This is a genomic window from Bacillus sp. OTU530, from assembly GCF_038440375.1.
On record NZ_JASATP010000068.1, the window covers coordinates 1 to 25,320 of the forward strand.

A 25,320-nucleotide genomic window follows, 5' to 3' on the forward strand; every position below is an offset into this window, starting at 1 on the left:
ATAGTATCGGGAGTCGATGTATTTAAGAGACTGCCAAAAACCCTCCAGTTCAACGACCTGGAGAGCTTTTGTGTTCACATAAGCATTCTGATCTTAAACTGTAATACATTCTTGTTTATCTCTTCTATATTTCTATCCTATTATTTTTGCACTAGAGTCATTTGTGAAATATGATCCGGATTTTATAGGTTCAAGGATTGAAAGAATTCTGTTAAGGAAAACCCTAATGCGAGACAAATCTTCTGCAAGGATGATATTGTCGCACCACGCTGGCCTCGCTCAACCATTCCAATAAAGTTTTTATGCAATTGAGATTTTTCAGCAAGATCCGCCTGAGAAAGCCCATTACTCATCCTTGTTGTTTTAATCGTATTTCCTATTTTTATTAATAATTCCTTTTCCATTTAGATCCCCCTTAATACATCACATTATAAGATAATACCAATGACTTCCTCTTATCCTCTTCGTTACGTGCATCTAAGAGGATTTTTCCGATCGTTACTCCTTCCAAATAGCTTTTTAGAAGATAGAGCCCGAATACATACCGGTAAGTAATTGAAGGATTGCCACAAAGGTACGAGCTTATTAAAGAGTAGGAAAGAGGAGTCTCCCCTCTTTCTTATCGTTAGTTCAGTTGACATAAAATTTGGAAGCGGGAGTTAAAATCTTTTATATTTTGTATAGTCCTATTTTTTTAGTCTATAAGGTACGGTAGTTACAATCACATTTTTTTGATAAATAAGGTAAAGTCTTAATAGTAAACTTGATTGGTTATGCAATGCATCATGCCATCTCTTCTTTGTAATGAATTGTGGAATCAGTACGGTTACTGTGTGATTGCTTTCAGCAGCCTTTTTCATAGCCAAATCGATAAACCTAGCAATAGGTCTCGTCAAACTCCTATATTCGGAATGTAGCGTGACGAGACGAATATCTGGCTTCCATTCCTTCCATTTTTCCTCCATCCGTTTCTCGCTTTCAGGATCAAAAGCGACATAAACGGCAATGACCGTATCACCGGTTAACTTGGCATAGTTCAAGGAATTTTCGACTACTTTTGTAATCCCTGCAACGGGCACAATGACAACATTTCCTTCCCACTGCAAGACTTCTTCTTTACCTGGTGCGATCCTCAGCTGTTCTCCCACGGCCTCATAATGATTTTTAATTTTATGAAACGCGTAGATAATGATTGGCAAGAAAATCAGGACAGACCAGACTTGAGCAAATTTTGTAATGAAGAAGATGAGCACAACCGTTAAACAAATCAATGTGCCAATTAAATTGACAATCATTTTATACAGCCAACTAGCAGGTTTTTCTCTGATCCATTTTACGATCATACCTGTTTGCGACAGTGTGAAAGGAATAAATACACCAACTGCGTATAACGGAATGAGTTGTTCTGTTTCTCCTCCAAAAGCAACAATCAGCAAAATAGATGCAATACCAAGTATGATAATCCCATTGGAATAGCCAAGTCTATCACCGCGAATCAGAAACATTCGCGGTATGTACTTGTCTGTCGCTAAGTTAACCGCTAGCAACGGAAAAGCAGAAAAACCGGTATTCGCTGCAAGTACGAGAATCAGAGCAGTAGTTCCTTGCACAATGTAATACATAAAATTTCTTCCAAATACTGCAGATGCCATTTGCGATACTACTGTTTCCTCATGTTTAGGTGTGATTCCTAACCAATAGGCGAGAAACATAATACCAGAGAAAAGAATGGCTAAGATGAATCCCATCATCACTAATGTACTGACGGCGTTTCTTGCAGCAGGTTCTTTAAAGTTAGGGACGGCATTCGAAACCGCTTCTACTCCGGTAAGAGCAGAGCAACCAGATGAAAAGGCCCTGAGTAATAAAAATAAACTAATACCAGGAACTACTGTCCCTACTGGTGTATGTACATTAGTTGGTGCTTGCCCGCTTAGTATTTGCCACACTCCTGTACCGATGAGAATAAGTAACACCAACACAAATAAGTATACAGGATACGCTAGAACAGAGGCTGATTCTGTTACACCCCTGAGATTCAAAATTGTAATTAATACAACTAATGCAGAGGCAATTGCCACTTTATGATCATGAAATTGCGGGAACGCTGATGTAATAGCATCTGTTCCAGCTGATACACTTACAGATACAGTTAAAATATAATCAACTAATAAAGACCCTCCAGCAATAAGCCCAGCATTTTCCCCTAGATTATTTCTTGAGACAATGTAAGCACCCCCGCCGTGGGGATACGCATAAATGATCTGGCGATATGACAAAATCAGGGCAGCTAGAAGAACTAACACCCCAATGCCAATCGGGACCGAATACCAAAAGGCAATGAGACCAATGGTAGATAACACAAGTAAAACTTGCTCTGGTCCATAAGCGACAGAAGAAAGAGCATCTGATGATAAAATGGCAAGAGCCTTTAATCTCCCTAGTTTTTGTTCTCCTAATTCCCTCGTTTTGAGTGGTCTTCCAATCAATGCTTTTTTTAACATGGAATAACGCACAACGTTTCCCTCCATAAAGTTATAAAGTAAGAATCAATCTATTACACTACAAATCTAATCCGTTCAACTACAACGACTGTGATACAATCATCCTTTAATGACGCCTAATACCATAATTTATCTTTTGATCAACACAAAAAGAACACTAAGGCGGTTCTCAGTGTTCTTTTCAGACAACACAAAGCAAACCTCCTCTCCAAACGCTGATGAGGTTAGCTGTCGGATTCGGGCTTTGAGAGTAGCCCTACCTTCTTTCGAAGGATTCACCCCAAGTGACAATGCACAAAAATGGGTCCCCCACTCCTTATGGATTAAGCGGTATAAGGTATGATTGAATGTAGATATTAAGTTAATTCTCTAGATAATATACTCCTGTAAAAATTATTTGTAAAGTAAGATTGTATTAATTCTTTGTTAATGACACTGTCCATCCATTCAATAAAGAACATTGAGATGCTTGCGAAATGGCAGAATGACATAATGGAATTTTTAACAATTTCTTGTATGAATTCCCAACCCAAAACAGATGATAATACCTGTTGAACATTTATACTATGGAGGAGTTCGTATGAAGAAAGTATTAGCTATTACCCTGACGTTTTTAATGTTACTCCCGGTGACGAGCCACATGACTCTGGCAGCACCACCTGAGAGCGAAGTTAATCAGATTCTGAATGAGCTGGGATGGACCCGGCAGGAACTAGAAGACTATTTGTCCTTTTATGAAATGAACCTAGATGATTTTGAGACAGCCGAGGATTTACAAGCTATGTTAGGAACTCCTATCACAGACGAGAATCTGAACGATTTGCTCAAGGACTACAGCTTAACTCGTGAACAACTTAACTCGTTATTAGCGGGGTTTGGAGAGAGCTTAGATGATTATAAATTTATTGAAGACTTAGATAATGCTGTTGATTTTTATGTAAACCACGATGAGGAAATGGAAGAATCAGAGGCACTCCTCTCCCAGATTGGATTAACGGAAGAAGAAGTTGACCGTTTTTTTAATTATCTGATCTCCTTAGACGAAACGGCCTTAGAAACAGAAATGGAAAACATCGAAAAGAACTTAGCGCCATTTATGGAAATGGAAGATTTAACGCAATTAACTCCGGAACAAGAACAAGCGTTGGCAGATATTTGGAAAGACATGCTGAATGCGTTCCACCTGAAAGCGAATTTCTATCTCGCAGGGAAAAACGGAACGAAGACCGCTGTCTCGTTCCAAGATCTGATGAAGCTTGAGACACTGAACGGGAAGCAATTGCTAGTCGAATTATCTGATTTACAAGGAAATCTGCTTCTTGATATGCAGTTATCAGAGGAAATGCTAAGTTCTGACTTCCTTTTAGATTCTGGAAGTGAATTAGCCGATGTTGGGGATTTGGCAGGTGAATTAACGGATCAGCTGCATTCTGGCAAGCTGCCGAATACAGCTTCTCCTTATGGACGCAATATAATGGTAGGCTTCATCCTCATTTTACTCGGGTCGTTGTTTTACGTTCGCTTCAAAAATCCAGAAAAGGTTTAACTATACGTATGTGGCAAAGACTTGTTTCAGCAGGAGTCATCCTCATTGGCTTAACCATACTACTGTATAATTCATACTGGTTAACAAAAGGACTGACGATGTATGAGGAGCCTAAAAGGATGTTGAACCAAAGCGATATTAAACAGGGGAATCATCGTATACAAAAGCTACATGAAGATACACCTGAAATCGGAGAAAAAATTGGAGTTTTAACAATCCCCAAACTAGAACGGTCAATCCCGATTTATCAAGGAACCGATGAAGAAATCTTAAAAAAAGGGGTGGGACATTACGCACGTAGTGTCCTGCCTGGCAACAAGAATAATGCAGTACTATCAGGACATCGGGATACAGTCTTTCGGGAGTTAGACAAGGTCGGCAAACATGATACATTGATCGTGACCACCGAGGCAGGGGAATTTTTGTATAAAGTTAAAAAGGTGAGAATTGTTGATAAAAATGACCGTACCGTCATTGTACCAAAGCCTAAAAGCACTCTAACAGTAACAACCTGCTACCCATTTAGCTTCATTGGAGACGCACCTAAAAGATATGTGTTAGTAGCGGAGTTATTAACTAAAAAGTAACTTACCAAACATTGAATTCCCCCCCTCCTACGCCACGCTTAGAGGTAGGGGATCCCTAAGTATAAAAACCTTTCAGCCTCTAATTGATTAGGCTCCGCCCGTCATTCCAACGCTTGGCAGTCCAAACGACTTTGCAGCAAACCTCCTGCAAGGTGAATCCGTTTGCGATTGCTAAGCCTTTTCTATTTTTAGAAGCATTTATGTCAGCGTTGTCTTCCTAACCGCAAGATTCACACTTAAATGATGTTTGTATTTTTCGGTTCTCTTTCGCTGTAATGTGCCCTCATTATTAATAAATTCATCTACAAAGATAAAAATATAATATTTCTTCATTTCACCGGTTATAAAGAAAAAAGATTATGTTAATGCTTTTGCACCAAAACTCTTCGTTGTAGGAGACGAGACAGTTAGAGGATATATAAAATAAGGTTCTCATATATACCAAAATAGTAAATAAGTACCTTATAAGTATAAATGTATTATATTATCTAACTAGTACCAATTAAATGTAGAAAAGTTTGTTAAATTTTGAGCACTACAACCACACTTTTGGTGAGCCCTGTCCCCTCCCCCAGGCGAAGACAGAGGAGCAGCCCTACTTATACTGTGTTCCTAAAATTTCTGACTACGCCGGACTCACTTCCAGCTAAAAATTAATACTTTTTAAAGTGGAAAAATTAACAAATGCAGGAACAGCAATAAGGATGGTGACTTAATTCATGGATAACGAAAAAGTTTTAATTATTGAAGACGAAACAAAAATTGCGAGAATCATTAAGCTAGAGCTTGAACACGAAGGGTACAAGGTGGAAACAGCTGAAACCGGCATAACAGGTCTTGAAAAGTTTAGTAACAATCAATGGAACCTTGTATTACTAGATGTTATGTTACCTCAGTTAAACGGGATGGAAGTACTTCGGAGAATTCGGGCTTCAGGGGATATGACACCTGTCATCTTATTGACAGCAAGGGATTCTATTCCTGATAAGGTAAGCGGGCTTGATCATGGAGCGAATGATTATATCACAAAGCCGTTTCAAATTGAGGAGTTGTTGGCAAGAATCCGTGCGTGTTTACGAATCAATCAAATGATGGAAAAACGGATAGACGAGCAAATTTTAACTGTGGCAGATTTAAAGGTTGATAAAAAAACACGAATGGTAACACGCGACACCACAAATATTGAATTGACGCCTCGAGAATTCGATTTGCTTGTTTACCTGATGCAGCATCAAAATCAAGTACTAAACAGAGAGCAAATTTTAACGCATGTCTGGGGCTTTGATTACTATGGAGAAACAAATGTCGTAGATGTATATATTAGGTACTTGCGCAAGAAAATTGATTATTCCTTTGATTCTCCACTTATCCATACAGTGCGTGGAGTCGGATATGTTGTAAAGGAATAATATTTTATGAATATCCGAAATAAAATCCATTTGTTCTCAACTGTTTGGCTGCTATTGATCAGCCTTGTAATTAATACATCCATTTATTTTTTATTTTACAAAATTACAACGAACGATAAATTAAATCATGTTCGTTTACAGGCTGAAACTACTGCTGCAGCAGTGAAATCTGCTACAAGTCACACGAATGTATCTGATATTTTAAAAGCACGTTTACCGTTGGATGGAATGATTCGTGTTGTGAATGAGGACTCACATTCCATTATAACCATTACAAAAGAAACGAAATTTACGGAACTTACACCAACTTTTAAAAACTCACAATCAGTTGAATTAAAACCAATCAATAAAATTCAATATGCCATTGCAAGTTTTCCAATCATATGGAGCGATGGAAGCATTGTGATGTTAGAAGTTACAGAAAGTTTGGCATCTACATATGACAGTTTGAAAATCTTGAAGCTCGTGTTAACTGTTGCTTCACTTGTTGTTCTCATTCCATCATTTTTAGCTGGCAGAATGCTCAGCAATATCATTTTAAAACCAATCAATTCCATGATTGAAACGATGGAGGAGATTCAACGAAAGTGCATATTTAAAAGGATTGAGCTAAAAACACAATCAAAAGATGAATTATATAAATTGGGAAGCACGTTTAATAAGATGATGGATATTTTGGCAAAAAACTTTGAAAAACAACAGCAATTCGTTTCTGATGCTTCTCATGAATTAAAAACACCGCTAACTATCATTGAAAGCTACGCAAGCATGCTGAAACGATGGGGAATGAACGATCACGATCTATTAGAAGAATCTGTGGAAGCAATCTATTCAGAAGCTGTCAGAATGCAAGAAATGACAAAGCAAATGCTGATGCTTGCAAATCATGATGCAGAATGGAATTTAGATATACAAGAGGTAAACCTTGTTTCCCTTAGTAAAGAAACAAGTAAACTCCTTAAAAATGTTTATGACCAGAACATTTCTGTATACGCTCGATATGATAGAGTAATTGCAAGTGCAGATGAGCAGAAAATGAAGCAACTATTATTTATCTTGCTTGATAATGCGTTAAAATACAGTACATCATCTATTGAGCTACATGTTGGCTATGAGAACGATCACATTTTTCTCACCGTAAAGGATCATGGCATCGGTATACCGAAGGAAGATATCCCCCATATTTTTGATCGCTTCTATCGGGTCGATAAAGCGAGAAACCGAGAAACTGGCGGAGCTGGGCTAGGTTTAGCAATTGCAAAACGAATTGTAGATTCTCATAGAGGAAACATAGATGTCGTTAGCAAAGAAGGAGAAGGAACCAGCTTTACTGTAACTTTACCGAAATAATCAATGATTTCTCATCCATTTTTCATGCTTTTTAAGAGAAAATATCATGTTTGTTATTGAAAGAAAACTTTCTTATCAGGTGAAATCATATGAACCCCAAAACATTTGTTTTTCTTTTCAGTCTTCTCATAGTTGTGTTCATTGTTACCGATGTTCAGCAACTATTTGCAAATAAGGACCAAGAGATATTGACTGCTGCAAAAATAAAAACAAGCATTGAAACAAAATATCCAGGAACAATCAAGGATATAAAGCTTAGTGAAACAGACGGAAATCAAATATACATAGTAGATTTACAAGATCAGCATAGGGCATATGCATTAAAAGTAGATGCTTATTCAGGGACGATTTTACATTTAACACAAGTGAAAAAAGATACATCTAAACATTCAGTAAACATTGAAAACGGAGTGAGTGCCGCTCTTGCTTCTGGAGAAGAGAAGGATGAAGAGTTGGTCAACAATGCAACGCCTCAAGTGGCAATTAGTTTAGATAACGCAAAAGAAATTGCCCTTTCTAAAGTAAAAGGAACATTCAATAGCATTGCTTTAGAGGATAAAAATGGTTCCTTTATATATGAAATAGAAGTTGAAACAAATAAAAAAGAAGCGGTAGACGTAGATATCAATGCCTATACCGGAGAAATTCTTTCCATATCGTGGGATGATTAATCTTCCCAGTGGAAGTGAAATGAAACAAAGCAGAATTGAGTAAACAATCAGGATCTAAGCAGTAGAGGGAGAGCTTTAGAAGTTCTCCCTCTTTCTTTGATCTCTAACGAATTTCTCATCATTTTCTAATCTTTCTATTATTTCCCTCTAATTTAAAAGCCTTAAGGTAAGGTTAAGCATAAATGAAAGGAGAGAGCTTAGAAATCTACATGTTTACATAGATTTTTGCAGGATACTTACTTCAAATTTTGATGTTGAGAGAAAAACCCAAAAATAGAAAGGGGAAAAATAAATGTCTACTATCTCTAGAATTTTAGATTACAACAATACTTTTGTAGGTCAAAAAGAATATCAAGAATTCCACACTACGAAATATCCAGATAAAAAACTAGTTATCCTCACTTGCATGGATACGCGCTTATTAGAATTGCTTCCAAAAGCAATGGGATTGAGAAATGGGGATGCTAAAATTATTAAAAACGCTGGAGCGGTTATCTCTCACCCTTTTGGCAGTATTATGCGCAGTATTCTTGTAGCCATTTATGAATTGAAAGCTGAAGAAGTATGTGTAATTGGACATCATGGATGCGGCATGGTAGGTCTTCAATCTTCTTCCATTCTTGAAGCAGCAAAGAAAAATGGGGTTAGCGAAGAGCGAATCGATACCCTATCGAACGCTGGGATTGATTTATCTACATGGCTGACAGGCTTTCAATGTGTAGCGGAGAGTGTCACAAATAGTGTCCATTTAATCAAAAATCATCCTTTAATGCCAGATCAGATTGCCGTGCATGGTATGGTCATCCACCCTGAAACGGGTAAATTAGATCTTGTTGTCGATGGATATGCCAATGTCAATTCTGAAAACAATGAAATACTTAGTAGGTAAAGGAAGGATGTTATAAATGAATACCTCTAACAGATTTTATGGATACAATGTAGGCCATTTTCAGAAAGACCTCGTTGCTGGATTAATAGTTGGGATTGTAGCGATTCCTTTAGCGATGGCTTTTGCCATTGCTTCCGGGGTAAGACCGGAGTACGGAATCTACACGACGATTATTGCCGGAATTCTTGTTTCTCTCTTAGGCGGTTCCAAATATCAAATTGCGGGCCCGACCGGGGCGTTTGTGCCTATCCTGTTTGGAGTTGTCATGCAATATGGCTATGAGAACCTGTTAATTGCCGGATTTATGGCAGGAATTATCCTCATTCTGCTGGGAGTTTTCAAGCTTGGGAGATTTATTAAATTCATCCCCCGTCCTGTTACGATTGGATTTACTGCAGGAATAGCCGTTATTATCTTTTCTGGGCAAATTGCGAACTTTTTAGGCCTTCGCAATATTGAAAAACATGAAGAGTTTCATTTGAATATGAGAGAAATCATCATGAATCTAGAAACGATAAATATATACAGCGTAATGACTGCCTGCATTTCCCTAGCAATTGTTATCTTAACGCCAAAGTTTTTCCCCAAGATTCCTGGAGCGTTACTGGGGCTAAGCGTATCTAGTGTAGTGGCTATCTTCTTCTTTCCAAATCAAGTCGCAACCATCGGTTCGACTTTTGGGTCAATCCCAAGTGAATTACCAAGTTTTCAATTTCCTGATATCACATGGGAAACGATTGTCATGCTTTTCCCTGCTGCTTGCGTGATTGCAATGCTAGGGGGAATTGAGTCCCTTTTATCTGCCCTTGTAGCAGACGGTATGACGAACGGTAAACATAACAGCAACAAAGAGCTGATCGGACAAGGGGTAGCTAATATTGCTACAACATTATTTGGCGGGATTCCTGCCACAGGAGCGATCGCAAGAACCGCTACTAATATAAAAAACGGGGCAGTTTCTCCTATGTCCGGAATCATACACGGACTCGTTGTGTTGCTTGTGTTACTGCTTTTAGCACCGTATGCGTCTCATATTCCGCTGGCAAGCATGGCGCCTATCCTAATGTTTGTAGCATGGAATATGAGCGAACGAAAAGAATTTGCACATGTGCTCAAAACCAAAACAGCTGATTCTGCAGTGCTGCTTGTTACGTTTCTTCTGACCGTTTTTACCGACCTTACAACAGCTGTTGGAGTTGGCCTGCTCTTAGCCGTTATTGTATTTGTAAAGAAGATGAGCGCGGCTCTAATCATTTCAAAAGTGTTGCCGGATCCATCTGATAAGCAGGTAAAACCCGAGATTGTTGAAAAAGGATCTAACTGTCCTCAAATCAACATTTACACAATCGAAGGCTCGTTATTTTTTGGATCCACCGAAGTATTCGAAAAATCGATTGAGAATATTCTCCAATCTAAGCCAAAAGTGTTACTACTGCGCATGAGTAAAGTTTCCTTTATTGATACCTCTGGGGAAGCAATGCTTTTAAATATTGTGAAACAATTCAAGGAACAAAACAGGACCATTCTTATCTCTGGTATTCAACAACAACCAAAGGAATTGCTTTGGAAAACCGGATTGCATCGGGAGATCGGCGAAAAATACTTTTTTGAGCATACTGGCGACGCAATCAACTACTCATTGGCACAATTAGAGACTAAAAAGTGTATAGGTTGTAAACAGTTTGCTTTTAGCGAATGCTCCAAATTGTCTCAGCAAACCGTTAAGACCAACCAAAAGGAAACGAAGCTGCTTATGACATAATGTTAAAACTGTTGGGTAATGATGAGCAAATTAAGGTTCCGCTGTAAAAGCAAAAAGGCTTCCTCTTCTGAAGCCTTTTTGTTTATTTATAAAGCTATATAGATCCCTCTAACACCCCTTACCCTGCTGCCGACACACTAGCTCCAGATTCCCCTTCCTCGTTTACATTAGAGCCATTTCGTTTAACTTCATCTTCGTGAATTTCAAACCACTGAGTAAATTCATTCATGTAAAGGGTTATGTTTTTTATTAATGTGGAATTCCCTCACCTTACATAACAATTCTTCTAGACACAAAAAACCTCGCTACAACTCCGGCAACCTAAACCATAGCTTCCTATATCCCGTCCCGCTTTCTTAATCCGCAAAGGATGCAAAAACCATGAGAGAAAACCTTACACAGACCCACACGGTATGGATAAACAATAGTATGATACTTGTATCCCTACTAGACACAAGGAGGACAACCATTATGAATACATTTCTAACAAACCTAAAGAAAAATACCCTATGTCTATCAGAAACTGTTTATGTATATATCCTGTTCCTTACCATGGAAACAAGAATGGCTTTTACAAACATCAACCGGGCAAAGTAGAAATTCCCCCGTTTATTATGTAAGGAAACTTTATATATAAACCAGACCGAAACGTTAAAGCTTGGAAGGACCCTCTATGAGAAATGATTTCATTTCTTTATAAATATGCGTTTTATCGTAATAATGAATATAGTCTCGAATCCACTGTTTTTGAGTGGCTGCTGAACACAGCTATCTTTCTCAATTGTTTTTTCAGACAAAAAACACCTCTATATAATCGTATCCAATGGAGTACGGTATAAGAGATGTTTTTCATTGTTCTATTCTATATACTACATAATTCTACGATCAGTGTGCCTATACTAATGATTTTTTAATCAATAGAAAGGATACTACTACATCTACATCTTAATTTTTTTCATAAAACCATGATGCCTTTTAATGCATTCAGTTCCAACAATGCTTCCTACAAATCCAATTAATGCACTTGATGAAATGATTTGAATTACATAATAAATACCTGTACTAGTAATACAATCGAGGATTAAAAATTTTTTGATTGTTGAACCTTTAATTGTGTAAAAAACAACTTGATTTTGTTTTTTCTTACGCAATACGGTCACACACCTTTATGTTTTTCTAAAGATATGCTTCAAAAAGATTGTCTTATTCTACTAGTCTAACCCCAAGTCAAAAACTAGTTATTATTCATAATCAAACTAGCAAGAATTCCTCCAACAATTCATTTTTTTGGGAAGTTCCCTTACATTTGCACTCGTTTGTGTGGAGACAGCGCTTGTAAGCGAAGGTCTGAAATCAGAAACACGCTTGTCAAGATGATAAGGAGTCCTATTACCATACCGACTGTCACCTGTTCATGGAGGAAGAAACTCCCCCAAATCATTCCGAACACAGGAATGAGAAAAGTAACACTTAATGTCTTGGTTGGTCCTATGCTATCAATGAGATAGAAGTATAACAGGTACGCAATAGCTGTACAAAATAACGCCAATCCGATGACTGACCAAACAGCAACGGTCGATATAGAACTTGTGGAAGCAGGCAGATGTGTAAGTGTGAACGGCAAGAGAAGAAGCGATGCTCCTGCTTGTTGCCCCATAGCTAACGAAAGCGGTGGAACACCTGCAAAAGCCTTCTTTGCATACACGCCCGCAAAACCATAGGAAATGGTCGATAAGACTGCAAGACAAACGGTGATAAGCGTCTCAGTGGTAAAAGGCATAGAACTCCACCCCACTAAAATGACAACCCCGCATATCCCCATCATAATGCCAAACCACTTTCGCAAACTCAGCGACTCCTTTATCCATCCCCATACAGCTAAAGCAGTGAACAATGGAGTGAGGGCATTAAGAATAGCTGACATAGAAGCAGTTAGGTGAAGAGCAGCTGTTGCAATCAGCGTAAAAGGAATAGCTGCATTTAATGCTCCAATGATTAAATATTGCTTCCACAGTTGTCGGAACTGGGCGGACTGTTTTGTGAGCACCAAACATAAAAGCAAAGCTACTGCCGCAAGGGTAACTCTTCCCTGAATGGTGAGGAAGGGCCCAAATACAGGTGACGCAATGCGGATGAACAAAAAAGAAGCTCCCCATAGTCCTGCAAGTCCCAATAACGCTAGTACATCTTTTAATTTCATGATTTACCTCCGCATTCTATATTCCGATGGCGTGTAACCCGTTTGCTGACGGAACACATTGGAGAAATGAGCGGAGCTTGTGTAGCCAAGGTCATGGGCAATATCCGTTATAGTCTGTTCTGTGGTTTGGAGACGTGTCGCGGCTTCATTGATCCGCAATTTTGTAACATATTCCAATGGTGACATGCCTGTGTTTCGTTTGAAGACCCGTTGCAGATGGTATTTGCTCATCCCAACATGTAAGGAAATGTGCTCTAAGGTCAAGGCATGATGATAGTCCCGCTCAATCAACTGTTTGATGGATTGAACCAGCTCTTCTTCATTTGATTGCAGAAGGTTGGGACGACATCGTTTGCAAGGGCGGTAGCCATCCGCCATCGCTACAGAAACAGAACTATAAAACGTCACATTTTCCTTTAAAGGAACCCTTGATTTGCAAGAAGGTTTACAACAGATTCCTGTGGACTTAACAGCATAGAAGAACAGACCATCGTATGCTTCTTGGCAATGAATAACAGTATCCCACATGACCTCTTCGTTTAAAAAGCTCATATTAACACCTCATTTCTCGGTATGCACATTATAGCAAGATTCATGCGACCCCTCATTCGATTTCTTGCTCTCTCATTCTAAGTGTTGCGCTGAATACCATATTCATGACAGAATCAGCCAAAACACCCCCTTCAATCCTGGATAAATGGTCGATCATTCGTTTGTGTTATAGGAAACTTTAAAGTATTAATTTGATGGGCAGCAAAATAATAGGTTCTGTTAAACTAAACTGTTGATATTTGCGTATTAAAAAAGACTGTATAAAACTAACAGTCTTTTTTAATACGCATGCGTTAGTTATATAAATATAAACATGTATTAATTTTCGAATGGGTTTCGGTAAAAAATGTAGTTAAAAAGGAAAAAATCTTCCCCTACTAAAAAGGGAAAGATGATGAAAATTATTTTTTCACATAATGAAGCATAGCAAGTTGACCTAATTTTTCTGCTTTCGTTAATGTGTATTTTGAAGTAATATCATCTCCAGTATAGAGGGAGATTCCCTTCCCTAAAATAATAGGGGCAATGGCTAGTTGGAATTCATCAATCAAGTTTTCTTTAAAAAACTCACGAGCTAAATTTCCTCCACCAATTAACCATATATCTTTACCAGGCTTTTGTTTTAAATTTTTAATAAAAGTTTTGACCTCTTCATCAATAAATGAAGCATATTCATCCGTTCCACTCACAGATTTAGTAAATACATAATTTTTATAATTACTATACGGATATTCTATATCAAATCCACGAATGACATCATAAGTTGCTTTTCCCATAACAACGGTATCAATTCTTGCAAGGAGTGAATTGTAGCCAGAGTCTCCTTCTACTTCTGTTGATTCTAACCATTCTAATGTTCCATCATTATTTGCAATATACCCATCAATTGAAGTACCAATGTATAAAATAATGTTACGCTGTTGTTTCATGTGAATCCCCCTTACTTTGTTTCAGATTATAAAATCAGGACAATTTGTTGGTTTGTTAAATGGTGTTCACATAGAGTGGTATTAACAAACACCTCTAAGACGAGTTTCTCTCATTTCATTCACAATTGAACCGTTTGAACAAGTGGAAAGAGCCTATTTTTCAAAGTCCAAAACAACTGTTCTTGCTGACGAGTGTCAATTTTATTGATGTGATTTAGTAGATTACGAAAGGATTTCAGGCGGTCAAACACACTCCTAATTGATTTCTTTAAATTTATTATAACCAAAGTTTTCGTGCTTGTTAAAAATCAACAATCTTTTCTTAAAGTCCCCGACTACATCGAATTCACTTCTAGCTGGAAATGTATACTTTCCTGCAGTAAGAAAAAAGGGATGCACCTTTTCAACGGTTGCATCCCTCTTAAGCTTAAGGCATTCATTTAAATCGTATCAGGAGGTTTGTGAACTAGATTATTAGTGGGCATTCTCATCATCTAAGTCAGGACGAAACTATTTAAATGATAATTGAAGTTTAATAAGACTGTAAAAATAATTCTCTTAACAGATTAACCTTGAATCTCCTGCTTTTTCTGTGTGAATTGGTTTTGCGGTATTTTGAGATCAAGATTTTCTCTTAGTGTGTCACCTTCATATTCAAAGCGGTACAACCCTCTTTCCTGCAGAATCGGAACGACTAACTCAACAAAATCTTCAAGGTCATAAGGAAGCAGCGGAAATTGGATCATAAATCCATCTGCAGCTTTTTCAGTAAACCATTTTTCCATTTCATCTGCCACCTGTTGAGGAGTTCCGATAAAGCCGTCTTTTTTTGCTGCCCCGAAAAATCTTGTGTAAAGTTCACCAACCGTTAAATTCTCCTCAGCAATGATTTTTTTCATTTCAAAGAACTGGCTTTGAATGCTGTTTACTGGTGGAAATTCGACTTCTTTTGCCAAAGCAGTTAAAGGGTATTTTGAAAAATCCACATTGCCCATATAGCCAGAAACAAATTTCAACGCTTCATATGGATCTATCCCTTTTTGTAATTCATTATATTTTTCCAGTGCTATTTCTTCCGTTTCCCCTACAATCGGTGAAATACCATGAAGGATGAGCAGTTCATCTTCGCTTCTTCCATATTCGGGGAGCCTTGATTTTAACTCCTTGTAAAATCGTTTCGCTTCCTCCATATCATCACGGTGGGCAAATACAACCTCTGCTGTCCGTGCCGCCAAACGCTGGCCTGGCTCAGACGATCCCGCCTGGATAATGACTGGCTGGCCTTGTTTGGAGCGGGCAATATTTAATGGGCCTTTAACAGAAAAATACTTGCCCTTATAATGAAGCTCATGCATTTTTTCAGAATCAAAAAACTGACCAGTTTCTTTATTATATATAAAAGCATCATCTTCCCATGAATCCCATAATCCCTTTACCACATCAATAAATTCTTCGGCACGCTCATAACGGTGGTCATGCTCCCAATGCTTTTCCAGGCTGAAATTTAAAGCTGTTTCCCCTGTCGCATCTGCGGTCGTCACCATATTCCAACCCGCTCTCCCTTCGCTGACATGGTCAACTGACGCAAATTGCCTGGCTAATATGTAGGGCTCATTGTACGTTGTCGAAGCCGTTCCTGCGACTCCGATCTTTTCCGTAGCGGCCGCCATTGCCGTGGTGATCACAATTGGATCAAACCTGTTTAAAATCTGAGGATGAGACTCTTTATTTACCGCCAAACTATCAGCGATAAAGGCAAGATCAAACTTTCCCTTTTCTGCGATTTGTGCATATTGAATAAAAGCGGCTGGATCAATACTTGCGTTCGGCTTTGCTTTTGGATGCCGCCATGAGGTGACGTGCATTCCCGTTCCAATTAAATAAGCAGCAAGCTTTATCTGCCTTTTCTTTGTCATTTGCCTCGCTCCTCTTTCCAACTACTTTGTTTTAAAGGTTTCTTTGTACGTGCTTAATTCCTTTAAACTAATGAATGTAGGGATATAGTTGCCTTTATACGTTTTTTTAATGAAATTCGCCGTTTCTTCAGATTGATAGAGAGCTACCAGTTTTTTCAATTCTGATCTATTTTGATCTTTCTTATTAGTAGCGATGACGTTAATATACGGCTTGGCGGTTTTGCTTTCATAAATCAGAGCATCCTTCAGGCTGAGACCTGCTTCAACGGCAATACCGTTATTAATAATCGATCCGGCAGTATCCTGCATCACGCGTGGAGTATTCGCTGCCTCAACCGGGATAATCTTAAGCTTTTTAGGATTTTCCTTAATCTTATCCTGCCCGCCATTGCCATCAAAATCATCTGTGACCTGAATCAGTCCTGCTTCCTGTAGGAGTAAAAGTGCCCGTCCCCAGTTAGGCGGGTCATTCGGAACAGCGATTTGAGCTCCTTGCGGAATGTCGTTGATTGACTTATATTTTACAGAGTATAAACCAAGCGGAGCGATGATCGTTGTGCCAATGGGAACAATATCAGTCCCATTTTTCTGATTAAATGCATCTAAATAGGCAACATGCTGGAAGGCATTTACATCAATGTCGCCTTCTACTAAAGCTTGATTAGGATCATAGGCCGAAGAAAAATTGACTATTTTGATAGTTAAGCCTTCTTTAGCAGCCTTTTCCTTGATAAACTCCCAGGTCCGAAGCTCCGAATTTCTGATGCCCACCTTAATGGTTTTGCTGCCCTTTTCTGGATGAACTGATGTCTGGTTTGAGCACCCGGTGATAATAATGGTAACAATAATCAACAAAGGGAAAAGCCATTTTTTCATCAGATTTTTCGTGCAGGATACCCCTACTTCAAGGAATGAGAAGGGCGCAGCCCAATGAGTAAGTCGGGGAGGAATGCACGTTTTTGCGTAGCAAAACCTTTCCTGCACATCCTCCTTTATGGTATAATTTGGATAAGAGAAAACTGTTGGGCGAATCTTCGCTAAAGGCACTCTTTTCGTTCTTTGACACTCTAAGATATGAGGTTGGTTGCAGGAAGTCGTTGCAACCATAAAATCTTAGACGTAATTCGTCTGCCGCTACGTAGCGGTTGCTGCTTGAGCATGTCTCTTGCAGTAGGGTAGCTGTCAACACGCCCATGATGCAGAGGGCACTCCAAGGCAGGAGGTCTCAGACCGTTGGCACTGCTGGTCACTCGCAAGCCCCCACTTCAAGCAAAGCTAAGTGGTGGGTAGTTGACTTGCTGTATCCTCTTTTCTAGTATGCAATCTCTATTTTTGGTTTACTATCATAGTTATTTGAATATTAAGAACTTACACTCTTCTCATTTTTCGTTCGAGGAGATTGCCTAATGATTGAATCCCCTGAACAATAAGTACAAGAATGACAACGGTCACGACGATCGTAATCGTACTAAACCGCTGATAGCCGTAGGTGATCGCTAAATCACCAAGCCCGCCGCCGCCAATAGCCCCCGCCATCGCCGTTGCGCCAATTAAGCCAATCGTTACAGTCGTGATACTGAGAAGCAGCGATGGAAAAGCTTCAGGAATTAAAAAACGGAAAATAATTTGGGCTGGAGAAGCTCCCATCGCCTTAGCCGCTTCAATAATCCCGTCATCCACTTCGAGCAAGGAATTTTCCACCAGTCTCGACATATAAGGTCCAATATGTAAAACAAGCGGAACAATCGCCGCTGTTGTGCCGATTGAAGTTCCAACTATAAATCTAGTAAAAGGAATAATAGCGACCAACAAAATAATAAAGGGAATCGAGCGGAAGATATTAACGATTGGATTGACAATAGCAAAAATCCACCGATTTTCAAGAATATGCCCTTTTCGTGTCACCACAAGCAAAATGCCCAGCGGGACACCAATTAGTGTACCAAACACCAATGAAATACTAACCATGTATAAGGTTTCCCACAAGGACGTGAGAATCATTTGCGGACTTACCTCCAACATTTCCGATGACCTCCCTAACTTTTACATTCTGCCGGGCAATATAGTCCTGGGCCTTTTCCACTTCTATTTCAGCACCGCGCAATTCTACAATTAAATGCCCGAATGGTACACCTTGAAGTTCATTGATACTTCCAAACAGGATATTGGCTTCTACGTCAAATCGTTTGGCCACTTGCGAAATAACCGGCTGTCCGGAGTCGATTCCGAAGAACTCCATTTTATAAATCTTGTGGTATTGATTACCGCTCTCCAGCAGCCCCAACACACTGGCAGGAACTTCATCACGGACGACCGAGCGGACAAAATTTTGTGCTGTTACCGTCTGAGGCCGGGAAAAGATGTCAAAGACACTGCCTAATTCAATTATTTTTCCATCCTCCATCACCGCAACTCGGTTGCAAACCTGCTTGATGACTTCCATTTCATGTGTAATGATGACAATCGTAATCTGGTATTCCTTATTGATCCTTTTAAGGAGCTGAAGGATTGACTCGGTTGTCTGTGGATCGAGTGCCGAAGTCGCTTCATCACACAGCAGGATCGAAGGGTTAGTCGCCAAGGCACGTGCAATGCCGACACGCTGTTTTTGGCCGCCGGAAAGCTGATTGGGATAGCTTTCCAACTTATCTTCCAAGCCGACAAACCGGACAAGTTCTTCCACCCGCGGTTTGATTTCCCCTTTCTTTTTTTTACTTAGCAAAAGCGGCATAGCAACATTTTCAAACACCGTTTTTGACTCTAGTAAATTAAAATGTTGAAAGATCATTCCTATGTTTTTCTTCGCCTCACGGAGCTTCTTTTCAGAAAGCTCGGCTAAATTTTTGCCGGCGACAAGTAATTCACCAGTTGTTGGATACTCCAGCAAATTAATTGTACGGATCAGTGTACTTTTTCCTGCACCGCTTAACCCGATCACGCCAAAAATATCTCCCTTTTCCACTGTCAATTGGATATTCTTTAATGCTTCTATCTTTTTCCCTTTGCTTTCGAATATCTTGGAAACATTGTTAAATTGAATCATGCTGATCCTCCTTATCCCATTCACCAATTGACATGCCGCAAACTTAGAATGCTGGCACTACTGCACCCTGATATTTATCTTCAATAAACTTTTTCACTTCATCAGTTGTTAGCGCATTTGCTAATTTTTGAATATTTTTATCGTCTTTTCTAGATTTTTTAGTAACTAAAATATTGACGTATGGTGATGTATCGCCTTCGATAATGAGGGCATCCTGTTTGGGCTTAAATCCCCCCTCAAGGGCGTAATTCGTATTGATAGCAGCGGCTTCAACATCATCAAGAGAGCGCACAAGCAACGGACCGTCCACACCAATAAATTGAAGATGCTTGTCATTCTTAGTGATATCTTCTAGTGTGAAATCAAAGTTATCCTTCTGTTTTTGTTGAAGTTCAATTAACCCATTTGCTGCAAATAGCTGCAGAGCGCGGGAAAAATTCACCGGATCTTTAGGAATTGCAATTTTTGCTCCGTCTGACAAATCATGAATCGATTTAATTTTTTTTGAATAAACACCGAATGGCTCAATATGTATTCCTCTTACACTGACTAAATCAAGACCGCTGTCTTTATTCACCTGGTTTAAGTAGGGAATATGCTGAAAGTAATTAGCATCTAATTCCCCATCTGCTGTTTGCTGGTTTGTTTGAATTCCATCGTTAATTACTACGATATCTAATCTAATGCCCTGTTTTTTGAGCGTTGGCTCGATAAACTTTAAAATTTCTGCGTGTGGTGTGGAGGAAGCCCCTACTTTTAGGACTGCCTCCTTCTGTGAACCACTGGTAGCTGTTGATGAAGTTTTCTTGTCAATGCCGCAGCCCGCCAAAACACCGATTAATAAAAGGATTGGTAAAAATAGTGAAATCATCTTTTTCATATACTTGCCCCCTTTTTTCTTTCTATATAAAAACCTCAATTTGCATGGTAATAAAGAAAACTCGCCGATTGGCGAACCCTGTCCTTGGGTGAAGACAGAGGCGTAGCCCTACTTATACTTTATTCCTAAAATTTCTCACTACGTCGAACGGTCTCCTAGCTAGAAATTTATACTTTCTTAAAGTGTAAAAAATAAAAGAGACAAAAACGTTCTGCTGGCAAACCGCCTACAAAATGTTTTGTCTCCAGATGTCTGGTTGACTACTAATCTATTTGTTGATTGATTCTATTACTTCACTGCTTGTTGTACCTCTTGACTAGCTTTTATTGCTTGTTCAAGGTCAAAGATAATATCGTCAATCGCTTCAGTCCCAACTGATAAACGAATTAAACCAGGGGTAACTCCAGTATCTAATTGCTCTTGGCTGCTTAATTGTTGATGAGTGGTGCTGGCCGGGTGAATAATTAATGACTTTGAATCCCCTACGTTGGCTAGGTGTGAAAAGAGCTGGACAGAGTTAATGAGTTTCTTCCCGGCCTCCACTCCTCCCTTAATTTCAAAACTTAAAATTGCCCCTTGCCCTTTTGGCAAATATTTTTTTGCTAGGTTGTAAGAAGAATGGCTTTCCAAACCAGAATAGCTGACCCATTGAACAGCTTCATTTTTTTCTAAAAAGCGGGCTACTTCTAAAGCATTTTGGCTGTGCCGTTCTAGTCTGAGATGCAAGGTTTCAAGTCCTTGAAGAAATAAGAATGAATTAAATGGTGATAAGCTTGAACCAAGATCTCTTAACAGTTGAACCCTTGCTTTAATAATATAGGCATTTTCTCCTGCAGCTTCCGTATAGACAAGACCATGGTAGCTGGGATCTGGTTCTGTCAAACCAGGAAATTTCCCACTTTTTCCCCAGTCAAATTTACCGCCGTCTACAATGACTCCTCCAATAGAGGTCCCATGACCACCAATAAATTTAGTAGCAGAGTGAATCACGATATCAGCACCAAAGTCGATTGGCCGAAGAAGATATGGAGTTGCAAACGTGTTATCGACAATCAAGGGAATGAAATGATTATGGGCAATTTCAGCAACAGCTTCAATATCTAAAACATCCCCTTTTGGATTTCCAATTGTCTCAGCATACACCGCCTTTGTTTTACCCGTAATAGCTTTTTCAAAATTTTTCGGATCACTGCCGTCAACAAATTTAACAGTAATACCTAGTTTTGGAAGTGTATGTGAAAATAGATTGTAGGTGCCTCCATAAAGGCTTGCAGATGAGACAATTTCATCGCCAACCGTTGCAATATTTAAAATAGAATTGACGATTGCCGCTTGACCTGATGCAACTCCAAGGGCTCCAGTGCCGCCTTCGAGTGCAGCGATCCTTTTTTCAAATGTGTCAGTTGTTGGATTCATAATCCTTGTGTACACAAATCCTTCTTCTTCTAAATTAAAAAGCCTTGCTGCATGGTCACTATCATGAAAAACATAGGATGAGGTTTGATAGATAGGAACTGCCCTTGAAAGTGTTGCTGAATCTACTTTCTGACCTGCATGGACAGCTAAAGTTTCAAGCTGAAACTCTCTTTCAATTGTCATAATATTTTCCCCCTAACAAATATTTGGTCCTAGATTGTTTCTTACTCAAGAAAATCATTTTTAGCAGGTGTATGCTATTCATGAAAAGGTGTTTAATCAACCGATTGACTAACTGCCGCTACCCTGAGAAGTTATGTAAAAAGAAAGAGGCTCCCAGTTCAAGGTAACGTTCCTTGAACTGAGAGCCTCTAGCTGCCTAGTCGGCTGATATTCCTCGTGGAATTATTTGTATTTTAAATCATACAATTCTAATCTGTCAAGTGTGAATTAAAACCTACTTTTTCTCCTTTAAATGCAGCAGTATACATTTTTTCATATTCTCTTACAAGATTGCAAATTGCCAGTTAGAATTGTGACATAACAGTTCTAAGCTGCTTAAGTTTACTTGTTTATACGATTTTCCTGGAACTGTAACATAATCACCTTGTATGTTTTTTACATAACAACTTTGTCCACTAAATCCACTAATCCAGCCGACCTGCCCAAATACACGTACTTTATCATTCAAGTGCCATGTCCCCACTGATTTTGTGTTTTTTTCATTTCTTTTAGATAATATATTTTTTTCTTTTCTCCCCTTTCGTGCAGTTGCTTCATGTAAAGAACGTTTTTTCTTTCTAAATTGCTTAATAAACAGCACATTCGCTGAATTTTCTTTAATGGCAGTTATACCTGTGGCCGCAATTGCATCGTTAGAATGGGTTTTTTCAAGCTCAAGTATTTTTCGTCTTGGTGTTGTCATACTTCCATATGTAATGTGAGCTTCAGAATACTTGTCAAACACTCTTCTGCGAAAAATGTTCATGAATGGACCTTCTTTATAACGTTTGGTTTTCTTCTTCTCTATCATCCACTTCCAAAGAATGTTGTCTTTTTGATGGTTTTCATACGTATGACAACTCGCGCAAACTGTAATGAGGTTGCATGCGGCATTGCTTCCTCCATGACTTTTATAAATAATATGATGAGTTTGTAAAATTCCACCTTTTTTCTTGCAGACCTGACAGGTGTAATGATCTCTTGCAAAAACAAAGTACCTTACATCATGATACCCAAAGGTGTCCCCTTCTTGATACTCCCTACCTTGAATATTTGGATTCCTCATCTTCTGAACATCAAATTTTCCTACTTCTATATGAATATTGCATGTTGGGAGTAACAAATAAAATGTATCGATCCAATAAAAGGTATTCTGTATTCTGCTTTGAATAGAAGGTGGAAGCCAACCATTTGGACGCTTAGAAGTAAAAGATACAGCTACCTTGTGATACATTCCTGTCTTTTTTCCTTTTCCTTCTGCATAAACTCGTTTCGTTTTATGCTTAAATTTTGACCTTCTATATCGAGTTTTACGATTTCTTCTGCCTCGTCTGTAGATTTTCTTTGTTTCTAGATTACTTTTTACATCCTGACGTAATTCTAATTCTGCCTTACCAAATACTTTTTCATTAGATGTAATAGCAATTCCAACATATTTCACACCTAAATCTATTCCTAACTGTGTTTCTTGCGTTGCTTCTCCTGTTACATACAAAAGTTGAATCGTAAACGGATTGTAACGAATAATTGTTGCCTTCTGTTCTTTCAATAGCATTCTCGCTTTACGCGGAGAACAGGGCATCAGCATCTCTCCACGTAAATTCATGACGAATACTCGCAAGTTTCGTCCCTCCTTAGAGTTTGTTTCCCTTCGTCAATGTTGAATGAGCTTCTTGCTTCAGGTTGACCGTTCCTACCTCTCAGAACTGTTACAGGGCCTGAACAACAGATGTGCTAGGGAATCACACAAGGCTGTGTTGACTCATCCAACGTAGTCACTCGCTATGGCTTACCATATACCGGAGACTGAGACTAGACAACTAGGCTTTTCCAAGCCCCCGCTTTACAAATAAGCGGTAGGTAGTTGACAGAAACGTACACTTCATAAACCCTGTCCCTCTGTCTAATAGATCGGCATCCGCATTAACATTCATTCTAGGAAAACCGAGCTCTTTTTTCATCTTTCTTTCCTGAGGCACTCTTTGGTAAATTAATAGTTGTTTGTTTATAGCCTGACTAGCTTCGGCTTACTGCATCCCCCACTCTTTATATGAAATTAGGGCTTTTCTTGCATGTAAAGCCTTATAACTAAAAGAAGCTCTCAGTTCAAGGGAAATTGCGCCTTGAATTGAGAGCCTCTAGTGATCTAGTCGGCATATTCAAACTTTTTAACATAAAGTAAAATTTTTACCAATGGAGCCTTACTGTCCCTAAATATGAGGTAAATCTTTAAAGACTATATTAATTCTAATTAAACATATATGTCAAGTATGGATTAAGAATTTTTTTGAAAATTAACCCATCAATTTATGTAATCAAGCAATATTTCTGATGGCATGTTTCTTTTTTTATTTGATTATTTTTATCAACCTGTTTGCTTTTGTATCTATCATGCTTTGACATGACAGGCACGATTCATTGAAGCAATTCTAATACAGAAAATCTGTTGACCAATCCCCTTGTACTATGGGCTGCTGAAGTAACGGTAAATTCAATTCATCAATGGCCGACTGTAAATATTCGGTTCTTACTAAAAAAGGACTACCATCATCCATGCATGTCATTGTACTTGAACTAATTTTTTTTAATGTTTCTAAATCACGACTATATATAGTAGAATCCCAATATACTTTTGAGATCACTTGCATAACAACTTTAAAAGGTATTTTTGTACATGTCGATAAGATCCGAGCTGCTTTTTCTGGGTTATTTCGGATAAGCTGATGTGTACGTATATGAGCTTTCAAGTATGAGATTGTCACTCCTTCGTGATTACGTAACCAGCTATTTTCAGATACAATTCCAGTTAAATAATCCTCTCCCTTTACTTCGTCAACGAGTATTTTCCCCGTCTCGTAATAGCGGATCAAGCTGGGATAGGGTTCCCACATAACACTGCCGCCAATCCGTTGCTGTGCAATACTTTCCATGCTTTCACGCATCTGTTGATGGATGACCTTTGGCTGAACTTCTTCCCCCAGTGCTGCTATAAATGACCGTAACCTTATATGAGCACTAGAATTCGTAACAGTGGATATAGGGGCTTGAAACAACTCTTCTAAATGGATCTTCGCTTCCTTTGGAGTCACAAACGAAATTCCACTTCCGTTTCGCGTCTTTCCATCAAAAGCCAAAATAACTGAATTAAAATTAGGTAACACTTTACTAAGTTCATTACAAATCGCCATCGGATAATCACCTAGGGAAGCAATTTGTACCTCTCCTTTTATCATTAATTCTACTAATTCTAACCCACTATATGCATTACACCAATTGATCGAAAATGGTTGACTTGGGAAGTGAACATACAACTCCTCTTCAAAATACTTTAATTCCTTCATTAGTAATGCAGTCCACATATGCGCTGTTCCACTTTGATATCCGATTGTAACAGTTGTTTTTACATTTTGTTTCTTAATTGAATGTGCATGAACCCAATCATCT

Annotated in this window: 22 protein-coding genes, 1 pseudogene and 1 riboswitch; of the genes and pseudogenes, 8 read left to right on the top strand and 15 right to left on the bottom strand. The window is 38.8% G+C overall.

Annotated features, from left to right (window positions below; genetic code table 11):
• Positions 1–182: 182 nt before the first annotated feature.
• Both AAHB12_RS28160 and AAHB12_RS28165 read right to left on the bottom strand, forming a co-directional pair.
• Positions 183–404 carry a helix-turn-helix domain-containing protein gene (locus tag AAHB12_RS28160; protein ID WP_129730205.1) on the bottom strand — a complete coding sequence of 74 codons (222 nt, stop codon included), beginning with the start codon at positions 402–404 and terminating at the stop codon, positions 183–185.
• A 282-nt stretch (positions 405–686) separates the two neighbouring features.
• On the bottom strand, positions 687–2,531 hold the full coding sequence (locus AAHB12_RS28165) for an APC family permease (protein WP_342048471.1): 1,845 nt from the start codon (positions 2,529–2,531) through the stop codon (positions 687–689).
• A gap of 172 nt (positions 2,532–2,703) precedes the next feature.
• Positions 2,704–2,844, bottom strand: a riboswitch (cyclic di-AMP (ydaO/yuaA leader).
• Positions 2,845–3,084: 240 nt separating this feature from the next.
• Here AAHB12_RS28165 and AAHB12_RS28170 point away from each other — a divergent pair.
• From AAHB12_RS28170 to AAHB12_RS28205, 8 genes are all read left to right on the top strand, one after another.
• A complete protein-coding gene (locus AAHB12_RS28170) occupies positions 3,085–4,050 on the top strand; it encodes a processed acidic surface protein (protein ID WP_342048472.1) in 966 nt (321 codons plus the stop codon).
• An 8-nt stretch (positions 4,051–4,058) separates the two neighbouring features.
• Positions 4,059–4,637 carry a class D sortase gene (locus tag AAHB12_RS28175; RefSeq protein WP_342048473.1) on the top strand — a complete coding sequence of 193 codons (579 nt, stop codon included), beginning with the start codon at positions 4,059–4,061 and terminating at the stop codon, positions 4,635–4,637.
• Positions 4,638–5,356: 719 nt separating this feature from the next.
• The gene (locus AAHB12_RS28180; RefSeq protein WP_129730213.1) at positions 5,357–6,046 is read left to right on the top strand and encodes a response regulator transcription factor; all 690 of its coding nucleotides are present in this window, start codon (positions 5,357–5,359) and stop codon (positions 6,044–6,046) included.
• A gap of 6 nt (positions 6,047–6,052) precedes the next feature.
• Positions 6,053–7,396: a sensor histidine kinase gene (locus tag AAHB12_RS28185; protein ID WP_129730215.1), complete on the top strand. Its 1,344-nt coding sequence runs from the start codon at positions 6,053–6,055 to the stop codon at positions 7,394–7,396.
• A gap of 188 nt (positions 7,397–7,584) precedes the next feature.
• Positions 7,585–8,067, top strand: coding sequence for a PepSY domain-containing protein (locus AAHB12_RS28190; RefSeq protein WP_342048474.1), 483 nt, complete (start codon positions 7,585–7,587; stop codon positions 8,065–8,067).
• A gap of 292 nt (positions 8,068–8,359) precedes the next feature.
• A complete protein-coding gene (locus AAHB12_RS28195; protein ID WP_129730219.1) occupies positions 8,360–8,956 on the top strand; it encodes a beta-class carbonic anhydrase in 597 nt (198 codons plus the stop codon).
• A 16-nt stretch (positions 8,957–8,972) separates the two neighbouring features.
• Positions 8,973–10,718 (top strand): SulP family inorganic anion transporter, encoded by a 1,746-nt coding sequence (locus AAHB12_RS28200; protein WP_342048475.1) that lies wholly within the window; start codon positions 8,973–8,975, stop codon positions 10,716–10,718.
• A 471-nt stretch (positions 10,719–11,189) separates the two neighbouring features.
• Positions 11,190–11,315 carry a hypothetical protein gene (locus AAHB12_RS28205; RefSeq protein ID WP_342048476.1) on the top strand — a complete coding sequence of 42 codons (126 nt, stop codon included), beginning with the start codon at positions 11,190–11,192 and terminating at the stop codon, positions 11,313–11,315.
• A gap of 341 nt (positions 11,316–11,656) precedes the next feature.
• On the opposite strand, the gene AAHB12_RS28210 is transcribed toward AAHB12_RS28205, so the two are convergent.
• The 13 genes and pseudogenes from AAHB12_RS28210 to AAHB12_RS28270 all read right to left on the bottom strand — a co-directional run.
• Complete coding sequence (locus AAHB12_RS28210; RefSeq protein WP_446715627.1) at positions 11,657–11,878, bottom strand: hypothetical protein; 222 nt, start codon at positions 11,876–11,878, stop codon at positions 11,657–11,659.
• Between the two features lie 140 nt (positions 11,879–12,018).
• Positions 12,019–12,918, bottom strand: a complete 900-nt coding sequence (locus AAHB12_RS28215; protein WP_342048478.1) for a DMT family transporter — start codon at positions 12,916–12,918, stop codon at positions 12,019–12,021.
• Positions 12,919–12,921: 3 nt separating this feature from the next.
• Positions 12,922–13,446 (bottom strand): bifunctional transcriptional activator/DNA repair enzyme AdaA, encoded by a 525-nt coding sequence (locus AAHB12_RS28220; RefSeq protein ID WP_342048479.1) that lies wholly within the window; start codon positions 13,444–13,446, stop codon positions 12,922–12,924.
• Positions 13,447–13,871: 425 nt separating this feature from the next.
• Positions 13,872–14,399, bottom strand: coding sequence for a dihydrofolate reductase family protein (locus tag AAHB12_RS28225; protein ID WP_342048480.1), 528 nt, complete (start codon positions 14,397–14,399; stop codon positions 13,872–13,874).
• Positions 14,400–14,498: 99 nt separating this feature from the next.
• Positions 14,499–14,638, bottom strand: a pseudogene (locus tag AAHB12_RS28230) (IS1595 family transposase); the annotation flags it as partial.
• A 327-nt stretch (positions 14,639–14,965) separates the two neighbouring features.
• Positions 14,966–16,315, bottom strand: coding sequence for an LLM class flavin-dependent oxidoreductase (locus tag AAHB12_RS28235; protein WP_342048481.1), 1,350 nt, complete (start codon positions 16,313–16,315; stop codon positions 14,966–14,968).
• A gap of 21 nt (positions 16,316–16,336) precedes the next feature.
• Entirely contained in the window at positions 16,337–17,191 is an 855-nt protein-coding gene (locus tag AAHB12_RS28240) for a MetQ/NlpA family ABC transporter substrate-binding protein (protein ID WP_342048482.1), read from the bottom strand.
• 492 nt (positions 17,192–17,683) lie between these two features.
• Positions 17,684–18,337 (bottom strand): methionine ABC transporter permease, encoded by a 654-nt coding sequence (locus AAHB12_RS28245; protein WP_342048483.1) that lies wholly within the window; start codon positions 18,335–18,337, stop codon positions 17,684–17,686.
• Positions 18,276–19,358, bottom strand: coding sequence for a methionine ABC transporter ATP-binding protein (locus AAHB12_RS28250; RefSeq protein WP_342048484.1), 1,083 nt, complete (start codon positions 19,356–19,358; stop codon positions 18,276–18,278). Before AAHB12_RS28250 ends, AAHB12_RS28245 begins: the two co-directional genes overlap by 62 nt.
• A 43-nt stretch (positions 19,359–19,401) precedes the next feature.
• The gene (locus tag AAHB12_RS28255; RefSeq protein ID WP_342048485.1) at positions 19,402–20,238 is read right to left on the bottom strand and encodes a MetQ/NlpA family ABC transporter substrate-binding protein; all 837 of its coding nucleotides are present in this window, start codon (positions 20,236–20,238) and stop codon (positions 19,402–19,404) included.
• A 288-nt stretch (positions 20,239–20,526) separates the two neighbouring features.
• Complete coding sequence (locus tag AAHB12_RS28260; RefSeq protein ID WP_342048486.1) at positions 20,527–21,837, bottom strand: homocysteine synthase; 1,311 nt, start codon at positions 21,835–21,837, stop codon at positions 20,527–20,529.
• 322 nt (positions 21,838–22,159) lie between these two features.
• Positions 22,160–23,497, bottom strand: a complete 1,338-nt coding sequence (iscB, locus tag AAHB12_RS28265; RefSeq protein ID WP_342048487.1) for an RNA-guided endonuclease IscB — start codon at positions 23,495–23,497, stop codon at positions 22,160–22,162.
• An 808-nt stretch (positions 23,498–24,305) separates the two neighbouring features.
• On the bottom strand, positions 24,306–25,320 hold a 1,015-nt coding region (locus AAHB12_RS28270; protein ID WP_342048488.1), incomplete at its 5' end, for a hypothetical protein.

Bases quoted from the DNA above. Each gene is read 5' to 3' on its own strand.
- AAHB12_RS28160 (WP_129730205.1), bottom strand. From the start codon at position 404: ATGGAAAAGGAATTATTAATAAAAATAGGAAATACGATTAAAACAACA.
- AAHB12_RS28165 (WP_342048471.1), bottom strand. From the start codon at position 2,531: ATGGAGGGAAACGTTGTGCGTTATTCCATGTTAAAAAAAGCATTGATT.
- AAHB12_RS28170 (WP_342048472.1), top strand. From the start codon at position 3,085: ATGAAGAAAGTATTAGCTATTACCCTGACGTTTTTAATGTTACTCCCG.
- AAHB12_RS28175 (WP_342048473.1), top strand. From the start codon at position 4,059: ATGTGGCAAAGACTTGTTTCAGCAGGAGTCATCCTCATTGGCTTAACC.
- AAHB12_RS28180 (WP_129730213.1), top strand. From the start codon at position 5,357: ATGGATAACGAAAAAGTTTTAATTATTGAAGACGAAACAAAAATTGCG.
- AAHB12_RS28185 (WP_129730215.1), top strand. From the start codon at position 6,053: ATGAATATCCGAAATAAAATCCATTTGTTCTCAACTGTTTGGCTGCTA.
- AAHB12_RS28195 (WP_129730219.1), top strand. From the start codon at position 8,360: ATGTCTACTATCTCTAGAATTTTAGATTACAACAATACTTTTGTAGGT.
- AAHB12_RS28200 (WP_342048475.1), top strand. From the start codon at position 8,973: ATGAATACCTCTAACAGATTTTATGGATACAATGTAGGCCATTTTCAG.
- AAHB12_RS28205 (WP_342048476.1), top strand. From the start codon at position 11,190: ATGAATACATTTCTAACAAACCTAAAGAAAAATACCCTATGTCTATCA.
- AAHB12_RS28215 (WP_342048478.1), bottom strand. From the start codon at position 12,918: ATGAAATTAAAAGATGTACTAGCGTTATTGGGACTTGCAGGACTATGG.
- AAHB12_RS28220 (WP_342048479.1), bottom strand. From the start codon at position 13,446: ATGTGGGATACTGTTATTCATTGCCAAGAAGCATACGATGGTCTGTTC.
- AAHB12_RS28225 (WP_342048480.1), bottom strand. From the start codon at position 14,399: ATGAAACAACAGCGTAACATTATTTTATACATTGGTACTTCAATTGAT.
- AAHB12_RS28235 (WP_342048481.1), bottom strand. From the start codon at position 16,315: ATGACAAAGAAAAGGCAGATAAAGCTTGCTGCTTATTTAATTGGAACG.
- AAHB12_RS28240 (WP_342048482.1), bottom strand. From the start codon at position 17,191: ATGAAAAAATGGCTTTTCCCTTTGTTGATTATTGTTACCATTATTATC.
- AAHB12_RS28245 (WP_342048483.1), bottom strand. From the start codon at position 18,337: ATGTTGGAGGTAAGTCCGCAAATGATTCTCACGTCCTTGTGGGAAACC.
- AAHB12_RS28250 (WP_342048484.1), bottom strand. From the start codon at position 19,358: ATGATTCAATTTAACAATGTTTCCAAGATATTCGAAAGCAAAGGGAAA.
- AAHB12_RS28255 (WP_342048485.1), bottom strand. From the start codon at position 20,238: ATGAAAAAGATGATTTCACTATTTTTACCAATCCTTTTATTAATCGGT.
- AAHB12_RS28260 (WP_342048486.1), bottom strand. From the start codon at position 21,837: ATGACAATTGAAAGAGAGTTTCAGCTTGAAACTTTAGCTGTCCATGCA.